General features: G+C 37.6%; 22 protein-coding genes. All 22 read right to left on the reverse strand.

The features are described from left to right. Positions 1-4: 4 nt before the first annotated feature. On the reverse strand, positions 5-745 hold the full coding sequence (locus tag IGK86_RS11200; RefSeq protein ID WP_002363383.1) for a hypothetical protein: 741 nt from the start codon (positions 743-745) through the stop codon (positions 5-7). A gap of 5 nt (positions 746-750) precedes the next feature. After that, the gene (locus IGK86_RS11205) at positions 751-2,196 is read right to left on the reverse strand and encodes a phage tail spike protein (RefSeq protein WP_438742463.1); all 1,446 of its coding nucleotides are present in this window, start codon (positions 2,194-2,196) and stop codon (positions 751-753) included. After that, positions 2,196-2,879 (reverse strand): hypothetical protein, encoded by a 684-nt coding sequence (locus IGK86_RS11210; protein WP_438742465.1) that lies wholly within the window; start codon positions 2,877-2,879, stop codon positions 2,196-2,198. Before IGK86_RS11210 ends, IGK86_RS11205 begins: the two co-directional genes overlap by 1 nt. After that, on the reverse strand, positions 2,876-7,330 hold the full coding sequence (locus IGK86_RS11215; RefSeq protein WP_438742466.1) for a phage tail tape measure protein: 4,455 nt from the start codon (positions 7,328-7,330) through the stop codon (positions 2,876-2,878). Before IGK86_RS11215 ends, IGK86_RS11210 begins: the two co-directional genes overlap by 4 nt. Next, entirely contained in the window at positions 7,317-7,622 is a 306-nt protein-coding gene (locus tag IGK86_RS11220) for a hypothetical protein (protein ID WP_002364305.1), read from the reverse strand. Before IGK86_RS11220 ends, IGK86_RS11215 begins: the two co-directional genes overlap by 14 nt. Before the next feature lie 68 nt (positions 7,623-7,690). Beyond that, a complete protein-coding gene (locus IGK86_RS11225; RefSeq protein ID WP_438742047.1) occupies positions 7,691-8,089 on the reverse strand; it encodes a tail assembly chaperone in 399 nt (132 codons plus the stop codon). A 62-nt stretch (positions 8,090-8,151) separates the two neighbouring features. Continuing rightward, complete coding sequence (locus IGK86_RS11230; protein ID WP_002381737.1) at positions 8,152-8,460, reverse strand: hypothetical protein; 309 nt, start codon at positions 8,458-8,460, stop codon at positions 8,152-8,154. A 2-nt stretch (positions 8,461-8,462) separates the two neighbouring features. Beyond that, complete coding sequence (locus tag IGK86_RS11235) at positions 8,463-9,068, reverse strand: phage major tail protein, TP901-1 family (RefSeq protein ID WP_010706883.1); 606 nt, start codon at positions 9,066-9,068, stop codon at positions 8,463-8,465. Positions 9,069-9,087: 19 nt separating this feature from the next. Next, on the reverse strand, positions 9,088-9,480 hold the full coding sequence (gp17, locus tag IGK86_RS11240) for a tail completion protein gp17 (protein WP_048943430.1): 393 nt from the start codon (positions 9,478-9,480) through the stop codon (positions 9,088-9,090). Continuing rightward, on the reverse strand, positions 9,477-9,815 hold the full coding sequence (locus IGK86_RS11245) for an HK97-gp10 family putative phage morphogenesis protein (protein ID WP_002363372.1): 339 nt from the start codon (positions 9,813-9,815) through the stop codon (positions 9,477-9,479). Before IGK86_RS11245 ends, gp17 begins: the two co-directional genes overlap by 4 nt. Continuing rightward, entirely contained in the window at positions 9,812-10,087 is a 276-nt protein-coding gene (locus tag IGK86_RS11250; protein WP_010706885.1) for a hypothetical protein, read from the reverse strand. Before IGK86_RS11250 ends, IGK86_RS11245 begins: the two co-directional genes overlap by 4 nt. After that, positions 10,084-10,416 (reverse strand): phage head-tail connector protein, encoded by a 333-nt coding sequence (locus IGK86_RS11255; protein WP_016619125.1) that lies wholly within the window; start codon positions 10,414-10,416, stop codon positions 10,084-10,086. The genes IGK86_RS11250 and IGK86_RS11255 overlap by 4 nt, the downstream gene beginning before the upstream one ends. Before the next feature lie 70 nt (positions 10,417-10,486). Further along, entirely contained in the window at positions 10,487-11,383 is an 897-nt protein-coding gene (locus IGK86_RS11260; protein WP_438742043.1) for a capsid protein, read from the reverse strand. Between the two features lie 13 nt (positions 11,384-11,396). Beyond that, positions 11,397-12,032, reverse strand: coding sequence for a hypothetical protein (locus IGK86_RS11265; RefSeq protein WP_438742468.1), 636 nt, complete (start codon positions 12,030-12,032; stop codon positions 11,397-11,399). Between the two features lie 121 nt (positions 12,033-12,153). Beyond that, positions 12,154-13,080, reverse strand: coding sequence for a minor capsid protein (locus tag IGK86_RS11270; RefSeq protein ID WP_438742470.1), 927 nt, complete (start codon positions 13,078-13,080; stop codon positions 12,154-12,156). Beyond that, complete coding sequence (locus IGK86_RS11275) at positions 13,073-14,557, reverse strand: phage portal protein (protein WP_438742472.1); 1,485 nt, start codon at positions 14,555-14,557, stop codon at positions 13,073-13,075. Before IGK86_RS11275 ends, IGK86_RS11270 begins: the two co-directional genes overlap by 8 nt. Further along, positions 14,557-15,840 (reverse strand): PBSX family phage terminase large subunit, encoded by a 1,284-nt coding sequence (locus IGK86_RS11280; protein WP_010815232.1) that lies wholly within the window; start codon positions 15,838-15,840, stop codon positions 14,557-14,559. Before IGK86_RS11280 ends, IGK86_RS11275 begins: the two co-directional genes overlap by 1 nt. Further along, positions 15,821-16,255 carry a terminase small subunit gene (locus IGK86_RS11285; RefSeq protein WP_002364295.1) on the reverse strand — a complete coding sequence of 145 codons (435 nt, stop codon included), beginning with the start codon at positions 16,253-16,255 and terminating at the stop codon, positions 15,821-15,823. The genes IGK86_RS11280 and IGK86_RS11285 overlap by 20 nt, the downstream gene beginning before the upstream one ends. A gap of 32 nt (positions 16,256-16,287) precedes the next feature. Then, positions 16,288-16,512, reverse strand: a complete 225-nt coding sequence (locus IGK86_RS11290; RefSeq protein WP_010717873.1) for a hypothetical protein — start codon at positions 16,510-16,512, stop codon at positions 16,288-16,290. A 137-nt stretch (positions 16,513-16,649) separates the two neighbouring features. Then, positions 16,650-17,168, reverse strand: coding sequence for a hypothetical protein (locus IGK86_RS11295; RefSeq protein WP_010815233.1), 519 nt, complete (start codon positions 17,166-17,168; stop codon positions 16,650-16,652). Between the two features lie 8 nt (positions 17,169-17,176). Beyond that, on the reverse strand, positions 17,177-18,544 hold the full coding sequence (locus tag IGK86_RS11300) for an SNF2-related protein (protein ID WP_025188982.1): 1,368 nt from the start codon (positions 18,542-18,544) through the stop codon (positions 17,177-17,179). Continuing rightward, positions 18,545-18,865, reverse strand: a complete 321-nt coding sequence (locus IGK86_RS11305) for a VRR-NUC domain-containing protein (RefSeq protein ID WP_010815235.1) — start codon at positions 18,863-18,865, stop codon at positions 18,545-18,547. It abuts the gene before it with no gap. Positions 18,866-18,935: the final 70 nt, after the last annotated feature.

Here is an 18,935-nt window from a genome sequence, read left to right on the forward strand (position 1 = left end):
CTTTCTATATAATTAAATCAAACACTATGGATCGACTATTTTTTTCATCTATAAGTAAATATTTATATTCATTAATTTTTACTGGTAAAAATTCCGTTGTATAATCCAAAGGAATAGATACAATGCACTCTGAAGAATTAACATGTCTTACAGTGCTTTGAATTGATTGAGAAGCACTACCGCCAAATAACCCTGTTGGTTCTGTACCTAAAGGCAGTACACCTATACCATGTGTCCAAGTACGAACATTAACGACTGGTTGAGCTCCTAAATTGTGAACAATAGTTACATCAAAACCAACTGGAATTACAGAAGCAATAATATTTTCAAAATATTCTAGCCGTTCATCCAACGTTTTAAAATTCCCCAAACGTTCACTACTTCGAGCATCGATAACTTCGCTATCTGTTGTAGCATTTGCGATTACATCTTTAAAACGTTCCTCTAAATTGGTTTGACGTTGTTCTACTTTAGATTGGCGTTTTTCTGTATTTTCAGAAATAGCCTTTATTTTATTAAATAAAACACTGGTATACTCCATCATACGAGCTAAAGATTCTCGAACATGTCGTCGATACATCTTTGTTCGAATCCACAAAGCGAACGTTTGAGAAATAGGATCAATCACACCGTTTTTTATTTCATCTTGCACCTCATCGACATCGGTCGGGTCTTGATAATCAACTGTTGTATTTGGTTCATTTGTTGGTCGAGTATCCTTAAATTCTTGTGCCAACCGTCTCACCTCTCTTATTTTTCTAATTTCTCTACGCGCTTAATTAAATCGTCTAACGCCTTTTTCATCTCAGTTTGAGCAGTACCTACAGATTCGACTGTATTTGTTAAATCACTTGCTAATTGTTTAAAGGCTTCCGTCGATTCTGTCACGGTTGTTGATAATTCACTGGTTAAGTCTTCCAAAGAACTAACTTTACTACTTTGAACAGATAAATCATTGTCAAATTCTTCCTGTCTTTTTATCAACTCTGATATGTTTTGAACTCCTGCCGTCGCAAATTTTTTTACGTTTACTAAATTGGATTGAATAGCTTTTATTTCGTTTTGATAATCGGTCAGTTTTTTCTTTTTCGAACCAATAGTCAAAGTAACCTTTTGCGGTTCTAAAATACTAAATTTTTTCTCAATCACTTGTAATCGTTCTACAGCATAAATAAATTGATTATCTACTTTATAACTGTTTCCTAAAGTGATTAATTCATACCGTTTATCCAATAGCCCTAACTCAATGGCTTCAACTGTCCAAGTTACCAGCATCAAGCTTTGGTCTTTTAGCCATTGCAACCCTCGACGTTTTAAAATTGATGGGTCTTTGACATTTGAAAATTCTACAATGCCCGTGTTTAATCCAAATTTTTTCATTAACGCTTCATCATCAAGGTAATTCTTACCGCCATTTACTTTTTCGATGGTGTATTTAGGTCGTGAAAAATCTGTTCCCACTTCAATATCAGTATTTGACGTATCTTCAATATCTTGACCGACGGGCACAATCCTTGTAAACAATTCAGAAATATCAATATCTCGAGTAGCACTTTTTAGATTTTTGATTAACTGTAAAGGAGTTTCACTGTTCACACCATAATTAGATAGATAATCTAAATAATTTATATTTCCAACGCGTCGAAGTGTTAACGTACCGCCCAGCCTATCCAACAATTTTTCTTTAATGGTATCAGCTGTACTTTGATAGCCTAATCCTCTTAGCAAGTCCCCATTATCTACAACATTCACTTCACCAAGCCGAAACTGCTTATGCGCTTCAACTTGTTTATTGTGTGCATCGAGTATTTTTTGTAAATAAGCAGATACAGTCATCCGTGTTGGTTTCATATAGGTTTGAACAGAATCATATAAAAAAGCTTTCTCATCCTCCGCTAAAAGAGTTTGAGAAAAGCTTCCTGATGCTTCCATTTTATTCGTGATTTTAGCAACTCTACCATAAAAAATTTCTTTATTTCTTGTAACATCCAGAATCTGGATAAAGTGAATAATCGGCTCAATCTTTTGATAGTATTTATTGTTAATATTAAAGGTAAATTCAAAAGTAGAAATTCCTAATCCGTTAAGCGATAAATATACTTCACTATCTTTGATTTTCTCACCATAGCTATATGGCTCATGAATAATCTTTGGATTCTTTCTGTTCGGATTATCAAACAATAATACTCGATACATTAGACCATCACCTCACTAGACATAAAGAAAGAGATATGACCTTCGCCATAAATAGTTAAGTGGTTGGTCCCTCTTTTTAATTTAAAGAAATAATCTTGCGATTCGCCTTTCGGAACTTTTATTGTTGTTCCGTCATCAGTAGTTAATTGCATTGTAGACGTTGCCTTTATTGTTGGACTAGAAGCATTCGCTCCCATATTGATAAGAAAAATTTCTCTTTTTCCGTGAATATAGTAGCCTGTCCAATTGTCGGCGCTATCGTCTGTGAAATAGTCCTCGTCAAAGACATCGGAATAAGAAATATTTTCCCTTAAAGCAAAAGGATACACGTCAAATTCTACGGTTAACGTTAATGAATTACTTGACGAGTCATCTTCTGCTTTCACACTTTTGCATTTTCCATACCAGCGAAGCCCTGAACGTAACCAAGAATCATCAATGTAATCAATTCCATCCATCATCAACTCTTCTTTTACTTTCGCCTCTAATGCCTTTCGTTCTTCGTATGGCGTATTAGGTCGCCAAAAAGTAACAGTGACAATGCGATTACTAAAAATTCGTTCTCCTGTAAGCATGGAAAAATCATACTGACCTTGCATGAAAGGGATCTGTTCAATAATGTAGAAACCATGTTCTTTGCTATTAAAACGACCTTTGGCCATATATTCTACAATTTCAATCAACTACGATACCTCCCATCTTGCTTTTGTTGTTCTGCTAAATTAAGATTCATTGGGCTACCTAGCGCTCCTACTACTTGACCAGTATCCATAACAACAGTTAAATGTCGTATTTCTTCTAAGATTTCTACCATTTTTCCCATTGGTGTATTATCTATAGAATGTTTTACCTCAATTGCATTTGAACGTTTCATCAAACGGCTACCCGTAATGGATTGATGGATACTTGAAATCATATCTTTTGCACTTTGTACGGCAACTGACGTATCTTCTCGAATACCTGCAGCTACACCTTGTGCAAGGAAAACACCAACATCATATTTCAATAGGCGTGATGGTGATTTAATTTTTGCTTTTTTCTGTGCTTCTGCATTAACTGCGGCTACTAAATTTTGCATAGCAGCCACTGCTTCGCCCTGACTTGCACGAATACCAGAAGCAACACCTCTAGCCATATTTGAACCTACAGGGCTCATATCTACAGAACCTGCACCCTGACTTACCGCATTTCCTAAAGACCTTCCAGCATTATTTGCAGGGGGTAACTGAGTTAAATATCCTTGAATCGTTGCCGCACCTAGCTGACTTCCAGAATTCTTAGCATTTCCTTTTTCAGAATTTATTCCAGCATTTGTCTGTTGAGCATTGCTTTTACCAGCATTTTTATGTTCATTACTTTTACTTCTTGTTCCAGAAGCAGCTGCACTACTATTATCAGCGGCAGCTTTCTTAGAATTAGATTTTTGCGAAGATTGACCACTATTCATCGAAGACATCAATTCTTTACCAACATTATTAAGTTGTGTTTTCCCAGAGTTTAATCCATCAATTAACTGGTTTTTTCCGTCTTGACCATTTCTAAATAAGTCAGGAGGCAACGCTTGTAAAGTATTCACAATGTCAGCTCTTGACATATTCGCCCACTTCGTTGGATCATTACTTTGTAATCCCTGAACTAGTCCGTTAGAGCCATCAATCCCTCGTTGACGTAGCATTCCTGCCAATAAAGCCATTTGTTGGTCAATGCTAGCACCATTATTTACATAAGATTGATAAATGCCTAAAAGCTGTTGGTCTGTAACGCCTTTAAGTTGTGCTAAATTATCAGCTGTCACTGCAATTTTATTTGCACCATTTTGTGAAATAATCGATAGAAGTTGAGCTCCTTGCTCTAATTCACTTTGTCGTATTTGAGCATTTTGCGTTTGTAATTGTGTAATTTGATTTTGGAAAGCTGCTTTTTCAGATTCTGTTTTTGCTTGGTTCTTTTGTGTTTCTAGTTGCTGAATTTGGGCGTTATTTTCTTGCACTTGTTGCGCTTGAATTTCCCCAAGCGTTCGCAAGCTTGTCAAAGTTTGTTCTTTTTCTTGCTCGCTTAATGCTTGTTTATTAGCCAACTTATTCATACCAGCCTCAACAAATTGTTGGTTCTGTTGTAATAATTGATCCCGAATAATATTCGTTTGATTTTGTAAAGTAGCTCTTTGCTGTTCTGTCAATTCTTGACCCTCTACTGTTTTATTATTCTTCAATTGGTTAGAATAATCAGTATATACCTTCAATAAATCACTATTATTCGTTTGAACAGCTTTCATATACTGGCTTGAAGCATTGGCAAAAATCTTTTGCTTCTCTGCTTCTGATTTTCCTTCTGCCGCTTCAATTTGCTTGTTATAGGTTTCAACAGCCTTTTTCTGTTGTTCCTTTAAATTCGTAACTAAATCAAGTGTATTCTTGAAATAAGTTTCTACGCCAGCAGTACTACCATTTTGCTGTGAGAAAAGTTCAGTCATTGCCTGTTTAGCTTCATCAAGTTTTGAAGAATAATTTTCAACACTTGAAGAGGCTTCTTCCATATTTAACGAAATTGCTTTCGTAGTGTCTTTGGACTTTTCACCTAATTCTTCGGTGCTTTTAGCAGCCTTTTTTAAGGCAGAATCAGAAAACATTGTATCCCAATCTTTTTCTATATCAGATAAGCTTTTCTTCATATCTTTAAATGCTTTATCAGCACCTTTAGAATCGCCTTTTAATCGTTTCCAAAGTCCTTTTACACCGTTTGAAATTGCCATTATTGCATTTACTACCGTTTTTCCTACAGTAACGATAGCACGTAATCCATCTACAAAACCTGCTATTGCAAAAGTGACACCAACAATTGCTCCAGTACCTAACCATTTAAAGGTATTTCCTAATCCTTTTATTGTTTTAGTAACACTCGAGGAGCTAGGAAGTACACTTTTAAACGATTTTACTATTCCGCTAAAAGCAGTTTTCACGTAGCCTTGAATGTTCATAAAATTGGATTTCCAAGCTTGCACTACACCAACTATCGTAGCGGTTATTGCTACTAAAATTGCTGTTATGGGATTGCTCAACATAGCTCCTGTTAAACTAGCTATAGATCGTATACCCGTTACCGCAAATGTTCTAAAACCTCCACCTGCTTTTGAGGCAGCTACGCCAAGCCCTGATAAAACCGTTCCCGATTTGCCAGCTGCAGAGGATAGGTTTCTTAGCGACCCTACAGGATTAATAACAACAGAGGCAAATTTCGCTAACTTACTGTTAGATAATTGTAAAGAAGCAGAAAAAGAACGAAAAAAGTTAGTAACTTTATTCCCTTCTCCTAGCATATTTAGCTGTCTTTGGCTTGCTCGTAGATTTGCTCTAAATGTATCTAACGTAGGAAAAAGACCTGAAATAGTCTCTCCTAACGTGGTAAATCTTGTTAGTACATTTACATTAACTCCCGCATTTTCAAGCCCAACCAGATTTGCTTTATATTTAGAAACAAACCCTTTTACAGCTTGTAATGCGCTATTAGAACCCCTAATAATAGGATTATTGATAAATTTCTTCCACTTGCTATCGATATTTCCCGCGGTTTCAAACATTGTTGAAATTGTTTTTCCAAAAATGCTTGTCATTTTTCCAAAGACTTTTAACACGGGACCAACTGAAGCTGCTAACGCAATCATTTTCATTATATATTCTTGAGTTTTAGGATTGGCCTCTGAAAAAGCTCTTGCCATCTTTCCTAAAGTTTCAACTAAAGGTTTAGAAGCCTGTAGTGCACTTCTTAATGCATCTACAAAAGGACCACCTAAATCTATTCCCATATTTACGAATTCATTTTTTAACATTCCAAGTTTTGCTTCAGTTGTCTCGTAACGCTTACCAGCTTCATTTGCTAGAGCTGTATTTTCTTTAAAAGCTGAATTACCTCGTTTTACAGCACCTTCAAAGACATCACTTGCATTAGCCGCACGTAATAAACTATCACGTAATCTAACTTCTGTAATTCCCATATCATCTAGCACTTTAATAGCTGATATTCCGTGTTTTTCTGAGTCTTTTAAGCCCTGGATAAATTCAATTAATGCTTGAGATGGATTGCTTTTGAATAATTGTGCAAACTCTTCTCCAGTTCGACCTGTTACATTCGCGAAATCTTCCAGACTACCTGAAGCTTTGCTGGCTTCTTTATACATTTTTTTTAATTCTGAGGTAGGCATTCCCATTTGCTTAGAAATTGCCGTCAGTTCTTTTCCACCCCAGTTTACAGCATGCACAAAAGATTCCCAAGACACGCCTTGCTCCGCTACTGCTTGTTTCAGCGGCGCAAAAGCTTCAACACCTGTTTCTGTTGCTAATTGCATTTGAACCATTAACCGAGAGAACGCTGAACCACCCGCTTCGGCCTCTATACCAACAGATGATAACGCCGCCGCAAAACCTACAATATCTCCTTCAGTCATACCAATTTGTTTTCCTGCACCAGCTAAACGTAAGCCCATCTCTGTAATCTCTGATTCGGTAGTCGCTAAATTATTCCCTAAGTCAACAATCGCTGAACCAAGGTTGCTAAATTTATCTTGTGACATCCCTGTAATGTTAGCAAAACGGGCTAAGGAAGTAGCTGCTGAATCGGCTGACATGTTTGTTGATTCGCCCATATCAATCATAGTTTTGGTAAATCCTACAACTTTATCAGTTTGGATACTTAATTGCCCCGCCGCTTCCGCAACGTTTGCAATTTCTTTGTGACTTGCTGGCAATTCTTTTGCTAAATCTCTAAGGCCTTTTTCTAAATCATCATAAGAATAAATGACGTTACCGTTAGAATCGACCATCTCATCGTTGGTCTTTTTAACTCCAGTAAAGGCGCTTTCCCATTTTACCGCTGCGGTTGTTACTGCACCAACGGCGCCCGCAATTGGAAGTGTGATACCTTTAGTCATAGAGTCGCCGACTTTTTCAATGCTTTGACCGATACTTGCGGTTTTATCACCGAAACTTTTCATCGCACCATTCACTGTATTCAAATTACTAGGAATATCAGAAGCATTTGAATTAAGTTTTTTTAGCGAAGACACAGCACCATTCATCGCACTGGTAAAATTGTTATCACGTGCTGTAAGTATAGCTGTTACCGTTTTACTTTGTGTCACGTTGTTTCCTCCTTTCCTCAACAATTTTTCTTGCTTGTTCTAATCGACGAGCGTTTTCTTCTAGCTCACTTAGCTTTTCCACTTCTCGTTGCGAGATTTCCCCTCGCACATCGCGTTCAAGCTTTTCAAAGTCATAGACATCTTTCACTTCGTTAAAAATATAGCGTTGCCCCTTTTCATCTGGTGTTGTAAAAATACGTGTAGCTAACGCGTTAACGTATAGTTTCCTTTCTTCGTTAATTGCACGTAAATTTACAGCTTTTATCCGTAAATTAAATTCATAAGGAGTCATACGCTCAATTTCTTTTAAAGTGATATTGGGGAAATGTTGAAAACAAGTGACAACTATTTCGTCATAATCTAGGCTGTCGTTTCTTGTTGATTGGCTTGTATCTGTTCCATGTAAGCCATGATTTTTTTGATTGCTTCTAGCGCTTTTTTCGTCCGAAGAGCCGTTAACGGTGCTTGCTCCAAGAAAGAGATAAAATTTTCAAACAACGTTAAAGCCTCATCTGACGTTTCTAAGTAGTCGTCAATTTCTTTCGTTGTTAAGTCATCATAAGTAATTAATGCTGCGTGTATTAATTTTTGAAAGGCAAAAGCGTCGCCATCTTGTAATCCGCCAACCAATTGAACGAAGCCGTCCACTTCTTCAACGTCAGGTTTTAATGCGTTAATTTCGTTTAAAAATTTAAAACCGAAAACCAAAGGATATTTTTTTCCGTTAATTGTTGCGACAGGTTTTACGTTTGTTGACATGTAAAATTCCTCCTAAAAAAGCGACAATGCCTTCACATTGCCGCCTACTTCCTGATTTTTAATTATGGTACTAATGCTAATAAATCTGTTTTCGTTGTTTTTCCTGTAAAATCAATACTGTGAGCAGTTAACCATTCTTTGATTTCAGGAATCGTATTTGCTTCTGTTGGTTTATTTTCCAAAGAGCGCCCCGCCAATACAGTAAAAGCTGGAATAGCTACTTTTTCAGATTCTTTTTCATCTTGCACACGTACAATATGGTACGTTCCTGCTGCTACTTTTGCTCCTGCATCAAGTCCTGTAATAGTTAATGGACTTGCTCCTTCAACCACTTTTTCACTACCTTTATAAATACGATAAGTAATTGCCATGATTATTCTTCCTCCTTCACTTTTACAACGGCGCCATCTGCTGTTGGCGTTACACTTTCAACTTTAGGCACTTCAATTGTTTTTGGTGTGTATTTTTCTACAGGTTCTTCTGGTTCCGCACCAGCCACTGTGTCGTAGAAGAAAGCACGTGCAAGTTCTTCGTTTTCGGTGTCAACCGTTGCCCATCCTTCCACTAGGTCACCATTTAAAACTAGGGTTGGTTTAATGCTTGAATTAGAGTCAGATTCAGCAGAATCTCCGAATGAATCCAATAAACCTGTGCCAAATTCTGCTTCGTATTTTCCTGTTTTTGGGTCTTTTTTATCAAAATTAATGCGCCATACATCAATTTCTAGCCCGTTACGGTACGCATATTTCAACATGTTGTAAGTTTCTGTGCCTGTCCGTAAAAATTCCATTTCGATGGAAGCTGACGGCATTCCAGAAGTTGGGACATTCCCATCTTTTGTTGATTGCGTATCTGTTTTTGTTTCTGACTTATATTCGTGTGAAATTTCTAAAGCTAATAACTTCGCTGCTGTTGTCGCACGTTCACGTGTTAATCGAAACATTAACTTGATTTTTTTACCTTGGATTGCTTTCTCCATTTCTAGTTTCCTTCTTTCTTTATTCAAATTCTAACGTGATGTCAAGTACACCGTGTGCAAGGCTCGTACCAAAATTAGTTGTATTTTCGTAAATCACTTCTGTACTACTTTCCGTTACTAACCAATTAAAGTTCTCAGTTTGATGCAATTCATGAACGATTTTTCGTACATCGGCTAATACTTGATTTAATTCTCGACGTTTGTCGTCATGATCATAAACATGAATCATAATATTGGTTGAACCTAACGTTCTTGTTTTTGTTTGTCTATCCTTAGACCATTGTTCACCTAAGAAAACAAACGGATAAGAAGCCTCATCATCTGGCAAATGCGCATAGATTTCATAGCCTGCTTGTTCCAAAGTGCCAAATAAGGCTTCGTAAAGCTCTGAATACGGGTCTTTAAAGGTCATTTTACTAACGCCTCCATATTATCAAGAAATCTTTTAGCTGCTGCTGTATGCCCTTTTTTCATATAGAAACGTCCGTACATATAACGCGTTCCATATTCTACATATGCTGAATAGTCAGCCATCGCTTCGACTTCACCAGTCATTCCATCATCTTTAATAGAAGGTGTCTCACTTCGTTTTAAGTATCCACTTCTGACTGGTGTTTCTTCTGCAATTTGATTTGCCATATAAGCAGTATCATTTTTGACGACCTCTTTTACATCGTCTAGCTTTTTCGCTTCTTCAATCGCTTCGATTAAATCATCCAATCCTGAAATATCTACTCGGTAAGTCATCGATATTCACTTCCATAAACCGAAGTTCCTTTACTAACACGCAAATTTTTAACAACGGTAAATTTTCGATTTTTTTGTTCTTCTTCGTCGTAGTATTCAAGAAAACCTGAACGAATGGATAAGCGGTCTCTAAAACGAAAAATGACCATCTGCTCCTTTATGTTAGGGAAAATGGTCATTTGTTTTTCCGTTCCGACTTCGGTTACACTGCCTATCAGTTTTTCCGAAATCAGCTCGTGCTTTTTGTTGTAGTAATTAATGCAGATTCTCATAAAAAGGACACCTTCCTTTTACGAATCAAGCCTTGTTCTTCAAGATAATCGTTAATCTCATCTTGAAATTCCCCGAAGTCGTCCAAATTATAAGAAATTGTTTCTTCTGATTGAGAATGCTGTTCCATGCCTTCAAAACCTAAACGGTTGTAACGTTTCACTACAATTGATGGAACAATATAGTCCAATTTTTCTGGTATCTCATCTGTTTTTAGCTTTACTAGCAGTTGCTTTTCAGTAATGTCCCAGATTTTGATAATTTTTTCCTCATCTTTTTTGTAGGTATCATCTGAAATATCCAGCAATACACGATATTCTGAACGAAACATTTTCTCACCTACTCTGCTTCAATAACTGCCCCATCTGCCGTTGGTGTTACCTTTTTAACGGTCGGGGCGCTTACTTTGAATCGTAAGAAACGTAAATGGCAGGGCGAGCTTTTTCAGTTACAATAGCATCGTAGTAGTTCAACCCTTTAATAGTGTCTCTGTAGCCGTCACGGTCTTGTGAAGCTGGAATTAGATCAATAGAGTTGTATTTTTCAACTGGCGAACAAACCATCAAAGGCACAAGAATATAATTAATTTTCTTCGTAGAATCAACTTGTAAGCGAGATTTAGCTACTTTTTGAATAATAGTATCGGAACCGTCTAACTGCGCAACTTTACGGTTAATACCTGAAATTTGTTGCTCGTTCGTAGTAAATGTTTTTGAAACACCTTTTGCATTTTTTAATGCTGAATAGTAGTCAGTGGATGCAAACATAATAAACGGACCGACAATTTCTGCATCTGTCATATACGCTTCTGCCGCATCATATGAAGCCAAAGCATTTTCTGTAGTAATGGTTTCTTTTACCGTTTTTCCAACGTATTTTCCTTCGCTATCATCATCCGCTGCTTCCGCAAATGCCGCTTCCAATAAGCGTTGTACCGCAACGCGATCTTTTTCAGGAATCGCAACTAAACGAGTGTGTTCTTCCACAATCGCTTGAACTTCATAGGAAGCATTTTCTGATTGATCTAATGTGTCTAAGTCATAACCAAACCAACGTTCTTTCTCTAGTTTGACCGTTTCTTTTGCCACATCAATTTTAGAACGTTTATTGTCTTCGTTACGTTTATAATCACTAGCAGTAAAACCTTTCATTTTGTTGATGCGGACTTCTTTTGCGCCTACAAAATCTGCTTTTGTTACTGCAGCAGCTCCACCTTTCAATAAATCCCAAACTTGCGAGCCTGCGGCAAATTCTTTGTCAATTGCTTTTAAATCTTTGCTATCTAAAATAACTGGCATAATTTTTCATCTCCTATTTCTTTTCTAAATTTTTAGTCAAATTGCTGCGCCAATCGGTCTCTTTTGTTGCTGTAGCAACGTTTACAGTTTGACCTTTCAGCAATTCTTTTTGGATACCATCTCTAGCTTTTGAAATAATTTGTTTTAATTCATCTACAGCTTTCTTTGTATCCTCGTCCGTATCTTTCACAAGCAATAAATCGGCTTGTGCAGCACTTACGTAGTCGGAAAGACCATTCTCGGATAAATCGTTACGAACAGATTCGGCACGCGTTAAACGATCGAGACGAGCTTGTGCTTCCTTTTCTCGTTTTTCCGCTAAAGCTTCTTTTTCTGTAGCTTCTTGTTCTTTCGCCTTAACACGTTCTTCCGCAGTCATTTGCTCGTAAGATTTTTGCTTTTCCCAATCGGATTTTGCTTGCGCCACAGCTTTTTTAGTTTCTGCTGCGACCATCTTGGCAACATCATCACGGGTAAAAGTCTTTCCAGTTTCTTTTCCGTCTGGATTTTCATTTTTTGGATTTTGAGAATCCTTTGTCGATGAATTCCCAGATTCGTTTGAATTATCAGAGTTTGGCTCATCAGAATTTGGCTCATCTGCAAAAAATTGTAAATCCATCGGTAATAATAAGTGTTTTTCTTCGTTCATGTTAAAACCTCCAACCATTACGTGGCTAATCGAAATTAATAGGTTACGCCTATCAATCGAAACAGCTTTCTCTTTAACGCCTGTAAGCAGTAAGAAGGCAAATAAAAAAGCCTAACTTTCGCTAGAACTTTTTGTCTTTATAAGCAGGTGCAGTACTACACCGACACCAGTTGTGAATAGGACTTGCATTGATTCCTGGGCTCATTTCAGAAACCTTATGTGGATTTGCACTTGCTATTCCTACACAAATAGGACAAGCGCTTGGTTCTACAATTAGGTTGTATTCTTCATACCCGTATTTTTCGTAGCTTTGCTTTTGTACTTCGCTTTGTATTCTTGCAGATTCACTAATCATTAGCCGACGTGCGACATAATCAGCCGTTTCCTTTCCTCGCAAGCTGTCAATCACAACTAATTTGCGTAATTCCCTAGCTAGAATATCTGGATGTTTGCCTGCTGATAGACCAACTGTTAACAAGCGATCGATACTTGCTTTCAAAACATCTTGATTCACCCACAAACGTTGAGAAAATGTCGCGTTATGAAACGACCCCTCAATAATCGCTTTAGCAAACATTCGGTAGGTTTCTTCGGAAAGAATGGACCCGCCTAATATCCCTGCCTGTCGCACAAACTCCGCTATAGCTTCCTCTGTTAACATTGTCGTAAAATAGGTCTGTAGCTGATTCGTATTGTCTGTTAAATACAAACCTATTTTCGATTTTAAAAGCTCTAAACGATTAACCTTCATCGTTAAATTGTATAACCTTAATTGCTCGTTAGCTTCTTTTGAAAAATCTCTTGTTTGTACATAACGTTTCGCTTTTTCCGCGAAAATTTGTACGTCATGTTTACTTGCACGTCGTTTCGCTTCATCAATGCTAATCTTCTCTTTCCCTGCATAAGCGACGTAAAACTGCTGAATTTCTGCTTCTATCGTTTTCCATAACTGTAAATACCGTCTATGAATTTCTTGTTCGTAATTCACATGTCGTTTCAGCATTTCTTCGATATGTTTTGCTTCTCGTTCCGCCCAATAATTACTCATGTTCTTCGGTCACCTCTTCCGTATTTCGAGTAAATTTACCGAAATCAACTTGTGGATTTAAACGTTCGTCCGTTTCTTCGTCCTTTATGCGTTCCATTTCTTGAGTTACGTCAGGAACAATCGATAATACGCCTAATTGCGTTTCTCTTGAAACAATCCCTTCAAGTTTTTGTGCAGTTTCCGCTTCGTCTTTAATATTGCGCGGAATATTAAAATCAAAAGTGTATTCTAAATTAAACCATTCCTTAGCTTTATTGGCAGGTACATTCGTAGGTAATGAAAAAATCATTTTGTACATTTGCGCATATGCTTTTTTAAACTTCCTAGCTTTCGCTTGTGCTAAATTCCTAGGATTTTGCATTTTAAATTCTAGCGAAATTCCAGAAGCGTTATTGCTAAAACTTTCATCGTTTGCATTATAAGTCATAGACATTTGATAAATTAACCGCTCTAATCGGTCTAATAGATTTTCTTGTGTTGTATCTGAACTAGGTTTATCCAAAAAATTAATATCTACCGATTCACCTTCATTTAAAGGCTCGGCACTGTTAATCACTCGGTTATCACGTAAATAGGCAGCGACGTTTTCGTCAGCTAAATCTACCCCTATCATTTTTAAGTAGGCATCCGCAAAATAACTCACATCATTCGCTTTTTCTGATAGAGCTTCGTTGTAATTATTAATCAGCGACCACACAGATTCGATACGTCCTTGTCGTTCGTCGTTTTCCATAAACTCAATCATAGGCACTTCACCGTACGGATTAGCGATTGCCTCTTTTCCACCTAGCAAATAAGACAAGGCTTTCTGAAAAACGGTCGGTCCTTGTTTACTCTCTAACCGTTTAGAAGTCTTGTCTTGTGTAAAAATAAACGTTTCTGTGCTGTTTTGTGGATAAACAGTTGCTGTTAGCTCGTCGTTTGTCATTTTGTTGTAAAGCACGGCAAACATAGGCGCTTTTAATAAATCATCTGCGTAAACAATAAATCCTTGTGTAGGTTTTAAATAAGTCACGCACGTTTCCGCTTCTTCGTTTTGGTATAAAAGCTTATAAGCATGCCCATAAATAGCAGTTAACTTAGAAAGCTCCGCGTCGTTGTCTTCTTCATCGTTTCGTTTACGGAAATCTTGAACAAATTCCTTTAGCTCTTCGTCTGGATGAGTAATTTTTGTTGGTTTACCGTTAAAGAAAGCTGCAGAACTATCTACAACATAACGGGCAAAGTTAACCGCGATACGATGGTCGGGCTTTCCAATCCCTTTGCCTTTTTGATAATAAATATCGTGTTGACCGTTGTAGAGCTTTTCTAATTCTTCGTAAAAGCCAATTAGTTTCCGATGCTTATTGATGTATTTATCCACCAAGCGCTCGTCAATCTTTGCGTTTTTATCACAATAAAAGACACGATTTCCTAAAAGGTCAACAAATTCTCGTATTTTACCTTCCGTGTTCGGTCTACTTACTCTGTCTGTCATCAAATAACCCCCTTCACACTTTGTAATTTAATTCCACGTGCTTTTTTACTACGATGTTCAACTGCGTATCGTAAAGCATCTATCACGTGATTATAGCTATCAATAGGTTCATTGGTGTACTCCCCTGTTTTCTTGTCTTTAGCCCACGTGTAGTTTTCTAATTCCTCAATCAGTTTTACGCAACGATCGTCTACGATTAGCTCGTATTGCAATAAAAAAGAAAGCCCCTGTCGTATTGAATCAGGACCTTTCTTGGCTGCACGTATTCTAGTAATTCCGTTCTTCTTGATTTCTGCAATAGATTTCTTTTCAGCTGAATCCGCAGTGATAACTTCTTTTGCATAGCCTAAATCTTTAATAACCGTTGAGATTTCATCATTCAGCAAGCCTTTTTTGACGTATTCTTCAAGAACATAAATACGTTTGTTCTTCTCGTCTACCTTTGCATGCACAAAAGCGGAAGGGTCGTTTACATACCCAAAGTCTAAGCCGAAATCTGAATCAATCTGTCTTAACAGTTCGTCGTACTTGTCTAATCGTTTTCTCTGATAGTTTGGAAATACAAGTTTATCTAGCGTAGCAAATTCTCCTAAAGCATATATGCGATAATACGCTGGGTTTCGTTTGGCTAAATCCTCAATCACCTTTTTATTTTCACTATCAAGAAACCGATTGTCTTTATAGGTGCTGTGATAAATACCCGTTCTTCGTTGATCGACTTCTGCTTCCTCATCAAAGAAAGACTTATACACCCAATTCAGTTTAGAAACTGGGTTAAACATTAAAAAGATTTGACGTTTCACATGCTTACGTTCACGTAAACGTAAAGTAAGCTGCGTATAATCTTCTAGCGTAAATTCTGTCGCTTCTTCCATCACGACATCGGACAACCCTTTGATGGATTTTATTTTCTCTGGGTCGTCCATTCCCTTGAAAAGGAACTCTGCGCCGTTTGGTAACGTGATTCTAAAATCAGTGTTATTTACTTTACACTTGTCTAGCAGTCCCCAATCAGAAAGACACGCTTTCACATCCTCAAAAATAGAATCTTTTAAGCTACGCCCTACTTTTCTTGTAAATAAAATCTTTCTTGGTTTCTTCCATCTTTGACAGGCTTTAAAAACGACCTTTTGAACGACACCGTGACTTTTGCCAGATGAAGCGCCGCCCCAATAAACCTCGGTGAATTTAGAATAATCCACCAATCGATCATAAAACGATTTGTTAAAAACTCTTGACGGGAAGTTAAACTCTAAAACGATATTACGTTTCTTCGTCTGCATCCCACTCACCAACCTTAATCACAATATCGCCCGTTTGTAAATCGACTTTATCAGTGAACAGCGCATGACGTTTACCAAGAAGCTCGGCTGCTTTTAAACGGTCTTTTGCGCCCACATCGATGTCTACAACGGCTTGTGCGCCTTCGCCTACACCAATTAGCGTTGCTTCTTTGTACTCACCGCGCATAACAGCTGTTAGGTACTCTAGCACCTCTTGGGCATCGGCTGTTCGTTCGTTTTTCAGTTCTGCGAGGCGTTCGTCTATATAAGCTCTGAGGTCAGGTTTAGTCAAGTTTTCCTGTCCTATCTGCTTTGCAGTCTTTTCGCTATATCCCGCTCTGATAGCAGCCTCTTTGGCATTTCCTGTCTCGATGTAAAAGTCACAAAATCGTTTCTGTTTCTCGGTCATTCGCATGTTATTCACCACCTTTCTGTATAAAAAATAAGCTAAATCAATCTTTTTAACGTTTTAAACGTATCACTTAGTAACCACATGTTGTAAATTTGCGAACAATCTTTTAAAAACGTAGTGCTATTTTTTACCCCACGTTTATCTTCGTAATAGACTTTAATTTCGTTTTCTGTGATGGTAACAGAGGTTACACCATCCTCAATGTGTTCGGCTTTCTTTGTTCCTTCTTCGTTCAATCGCATTGCATATTGTAAAATCATAGCTATTCTTCCTTTCTGTCTAAAAAAGACACCCTCCCATTTTTTTGGGAAGATGCCTTTTTGTCTCTATTTACTCTTATTTCACACTACCATAATAACACAGAAACACCGTTAATTTTTTCAACATTTTTTTAACATTAACTGAAGTCAATTGCCTCTATACCAAACAAAAGGACCGACATATCTTTAATCGCTAATTTTGTATCTCGGTAAACTGTCCCCTGCTCTATATGAAATTCTTCGCATAATTCTTTGACACTTAATTTATTTTCTATCAAGTATCGTTTTTGAAGTACTTTAAATCTTCTTTGTTCTTCGATTGATCCTTTGGCACAGTTCCACTCATAAGCAGTAAGCATTCGGTCAACATGATTCAGCATTTTAAAAGTTTTTTTACGGTATATACTTAGGCTTTCTAAAGTTAGGTTTTCTAAATCAAATTCAGGATAATCCACGGGTATTTCTTCTTGTAAAGTCTCATTACACAAATCTTTTAACTTGGTGTAGTTCTTTAATAACAAGCCCGTATTTCGCAAATTTCGCTTTTTTGCTTCTTTTTTCACACGCTTATGTTTTTTCTCATAAGCTCGGATTGCTTCCGTTGTGGCGGCACTAGCGATAATTTCAAGCTGTTCTTTTGTTAAATGGCTTTCCATTGCACTTATTACCTCCTGTACTCCTCAATTTTGGCTTTCACTGCAGCCATTAGCGCTGATTGCCCTTGTTCTTTTGCTTGTAAAGCTTTGATTACTTGTTCGTCAATAGTTCCTTTCGTCACTAAGTGATGAATAATAACAGGCTGTGTTTGTCCTTGGCGGTCTAACCTGGCATTGGCTTGTTGATAAAACTCCAAAGACCACGTAAGCCCAAACCATACGATAATGTGCCCGCCTTTTTGTAAATTTAGGCCGTGCCCTGCTGATTGCGGATGGGCTAAAAGCAACGGAATTTTTCCCTCGTTCCATTTCTCAATATCCCCGTCAGACACATTTAAAGACTTTGCTTGTTTAAATCGTGCTTGGATTCTTTCTAAATCATGTTGGTATTGATAAAAGACTAAAACCGATTGCCCTTGTGCGTCCTCTATAACGCGTTCTAGCGCATTTAACTTTTCTTGGTGTATTTCCCTTCCGTCGCCGTTTTCGTCGTATACAGCGCCGTTAGACAGCTGTAAAAGCTTGTTTGATAGTGTAGCCGCATTACTAGCTACAACGTCTGTTCCTTCGAGTTCTAACACGTATTCCCGTTCTAGCTCTTTGTACTGTTTCCAGCTTGTCGGGTTCAAGTCTAGCTCGATAATATTTTCCGTTCTCGGTGGGAGTCGCAAATAATCTTTTGCTTTCATACTCACGCATATATCGCTTATTTTGTTGTAAATCGCTTCTTCTGCTCCTGGGATTAATTGCCAAGAATACACGATATGCCCGTTTTTTTGTGCGGGGACAAAATATTTATTACGGTATTGTGTGATAGTTTTTCCTAGCCGTTCGCCTTGGTCCAATAAATACATTTGCGCCCACAAATCCATCAAGCTGTTTGGGGAAGGTGTTCCTGTTAGCCCGATAACACGTTCCATCTTCGGGCGTACTTTTCGTAATGCTTTAAATCGTTTGGCACTACTTGACTTAAAACTGGATAACTCGTCTATAATCACGGTTTTAAAGGGCCAGTTTCGTTGATAGTAATTGACTAACCACTCCACATTTTCACGATTGATTAAATAGACATCTGCCTTTTTGAATAAAGCTTCTTCGCGTTGCTTTGGGTTTCCTAACACTTTTGAAAAAGTGAGGTGCTGTAGATGATCCCACTTTTCGATTTCATCGGTCCATGTCTTTTCTGCAACTGATAACGGGGCAATTACTAACACATTCTGAATAATTTCAAACGTGTGTAACAACTCGTCAATAGCTGTCAAACTGGATAAGGTTTTCCCTAGTCCCATATCTAACAGCAAAGCACAGTAAGGATGATCAAGAATAAAATTCTTAGAGTATTCCTGATAGGGATGTAACGTTGCTTTCAAACTCAATCACTCCTTTTTATGGGACATATCAGGCATAACTCTTGCTATACCGCTTTGCATTGCGTAGATTAACGTATCCACTCCTTGCTTGCTGTCAATGACAAACACTGGGATAAGCTGCTCTTTGAATTTCTCTATAATTTTTAACTGGTCTTTTCTTGATTTACCTCCAGGCCTCTTTAATTCAACGAAAAACACGTTGCCTTGATATAAAATAATCCTGTCAGGAACACCCCTAGTTCCTGGGGAAGTGAATTTATAACATAAAGCTCCTGTGCGTTTTACCTGCCTAACCAGATACTTTTCAATGTCGTTTTCAATTTGCATTACTTCGGCCTCCCATCCGATAAGATATTGGTTGATATGTTCCATCATTTCTGTTTTCTTCAACCTCCGT

It is taken from the genome of Enterococcus sp. DIV1206 (assembly GCF_051712485.1).
GTDB lineage: Bacteria > Bacillota > Bacilli > Lactobacillales > Enterococcaceae > Enterococcus > Enterococcus faecalis.

Coding starts and splice junctions, on each gene's coding strand:
- IGK86_RS11205 (WP_438742463.1), bottom strand. CDS start 2,196: ATGTATCGAGTATTATTGTTTGATAATCCGAACAGAAAGAATCCAAAG.
- IGK86_RS11220 (WP_002364305.1), bottom strand. CDS start 7,622: ATGACTCCTTATGAATTTAATTTACGGATAAAAGCTGTAAATTTACGT.
- IGK86_RS11225 (WP_438742047.1), bottom strand. CDS start 8,089: ATGTCAACAAACGTAAAACCTGTCGCAACAATTAACGGAAAAAAATAT.
- IGK86_RS11230 (WP_002381737.1), bottom strand. CDS start 8,460: ATGGCAATTACTTATCGTATTTATAAAGGTAGTGAAAAAGTGGTTGAA.
- IGK86_RS11235 (WP_010706883.1), bottom strand. CDS start 9,068: ATGGAGAAAGCAATCCAAGGTAAAAAAATCAAGTTAATGTTTCGATTA.
- gp17 (WP_048943430.1), bottom strand. CDS start 9,480: ATGACCTTTAAAGACCCGTATTCAGAGCTTTACGAAGCCTTATTTGGC.
- IGK86_RS11245 (WP_002363372.1), bottom strand. CDS start 9,815: ATGACTTACCGAGTAGATATTTCAGGATTGGATGATTTAATCGAAGCG.
- IGK86_RS11250 (WP_010706885.1), bottom strand. CDS start 10,087: ATGAGAATCTGCATTAATTACTACAACAAAAAGCACGAGCTGATTTCG.
- IGK86_RS11255 (WP_016619125.1), bottom strand. CDS start 10,416: ATGTTTCGTTCAGAATATCGTGTATTGCTGGATATTTCAGATGATACC.
- IGK86_RS11260 (WP_438742043.1), bottom strand. CDS start 11,383: ATGCCAGTTATTTTAGATAGCAAAGATTTAAAAGCAATTGACAAAGAA.
- IGK86_RS11265 (WP_438742468.1), bottom strand. CDS start 12,032: ATGAACGAAGAAAAACACTTATTATTACCGATGGATTTACAATTTTTT.
- IGK86_RS11270 (WP_438742470.1), bottom strand. CDS start 13,080: ATGAGTAATTATTGGGCGGAACGAGAAGCAAAACATATCGAAGAAATG.
- IGK86_RS11275 (WP_438742472.1), bottom strand. CDS start 14,557: ATGACAGACAGAGTAAGTAGACCGAACACGGAAGGTAAAATACGAGAA.
- IGK86_RS11280 (WP_010815232.1), bottom strand. CDS start 15,840: ATGCAGACGAAGAAACGTAATATCGTTTTAGAGTTTAACTTCCCGTCA.
- IGK86_RS11285 (WP_002364295.1), bottom strand. CDS start 16,255: ATGCGAATGACCGAGAAACAGAAACGATTTTGTGACTTTTACATCGAG.
- IGK86_RS11290 (WP_010717873.1), bottom strand. CDS start 16,512: ATGATTTTACAATATGCAATGCGATTGAACGAAGAAGGAACAAAGAAA.
- IGK86_RS11295 (WP_010815233.1), bottom strand. CDS start 17,168: ATGGAAAGCCATTTAACAAAAGAACAGCTTGAAATTATCGCTAGTGCC.
- IGK86_RS11305 (WP_010815235.1), bottom strand. CDS start 18,865: ATGCAAATTGAAAACGACATTGAAAAGTATCTGGTTAGGCAGGTAAAA.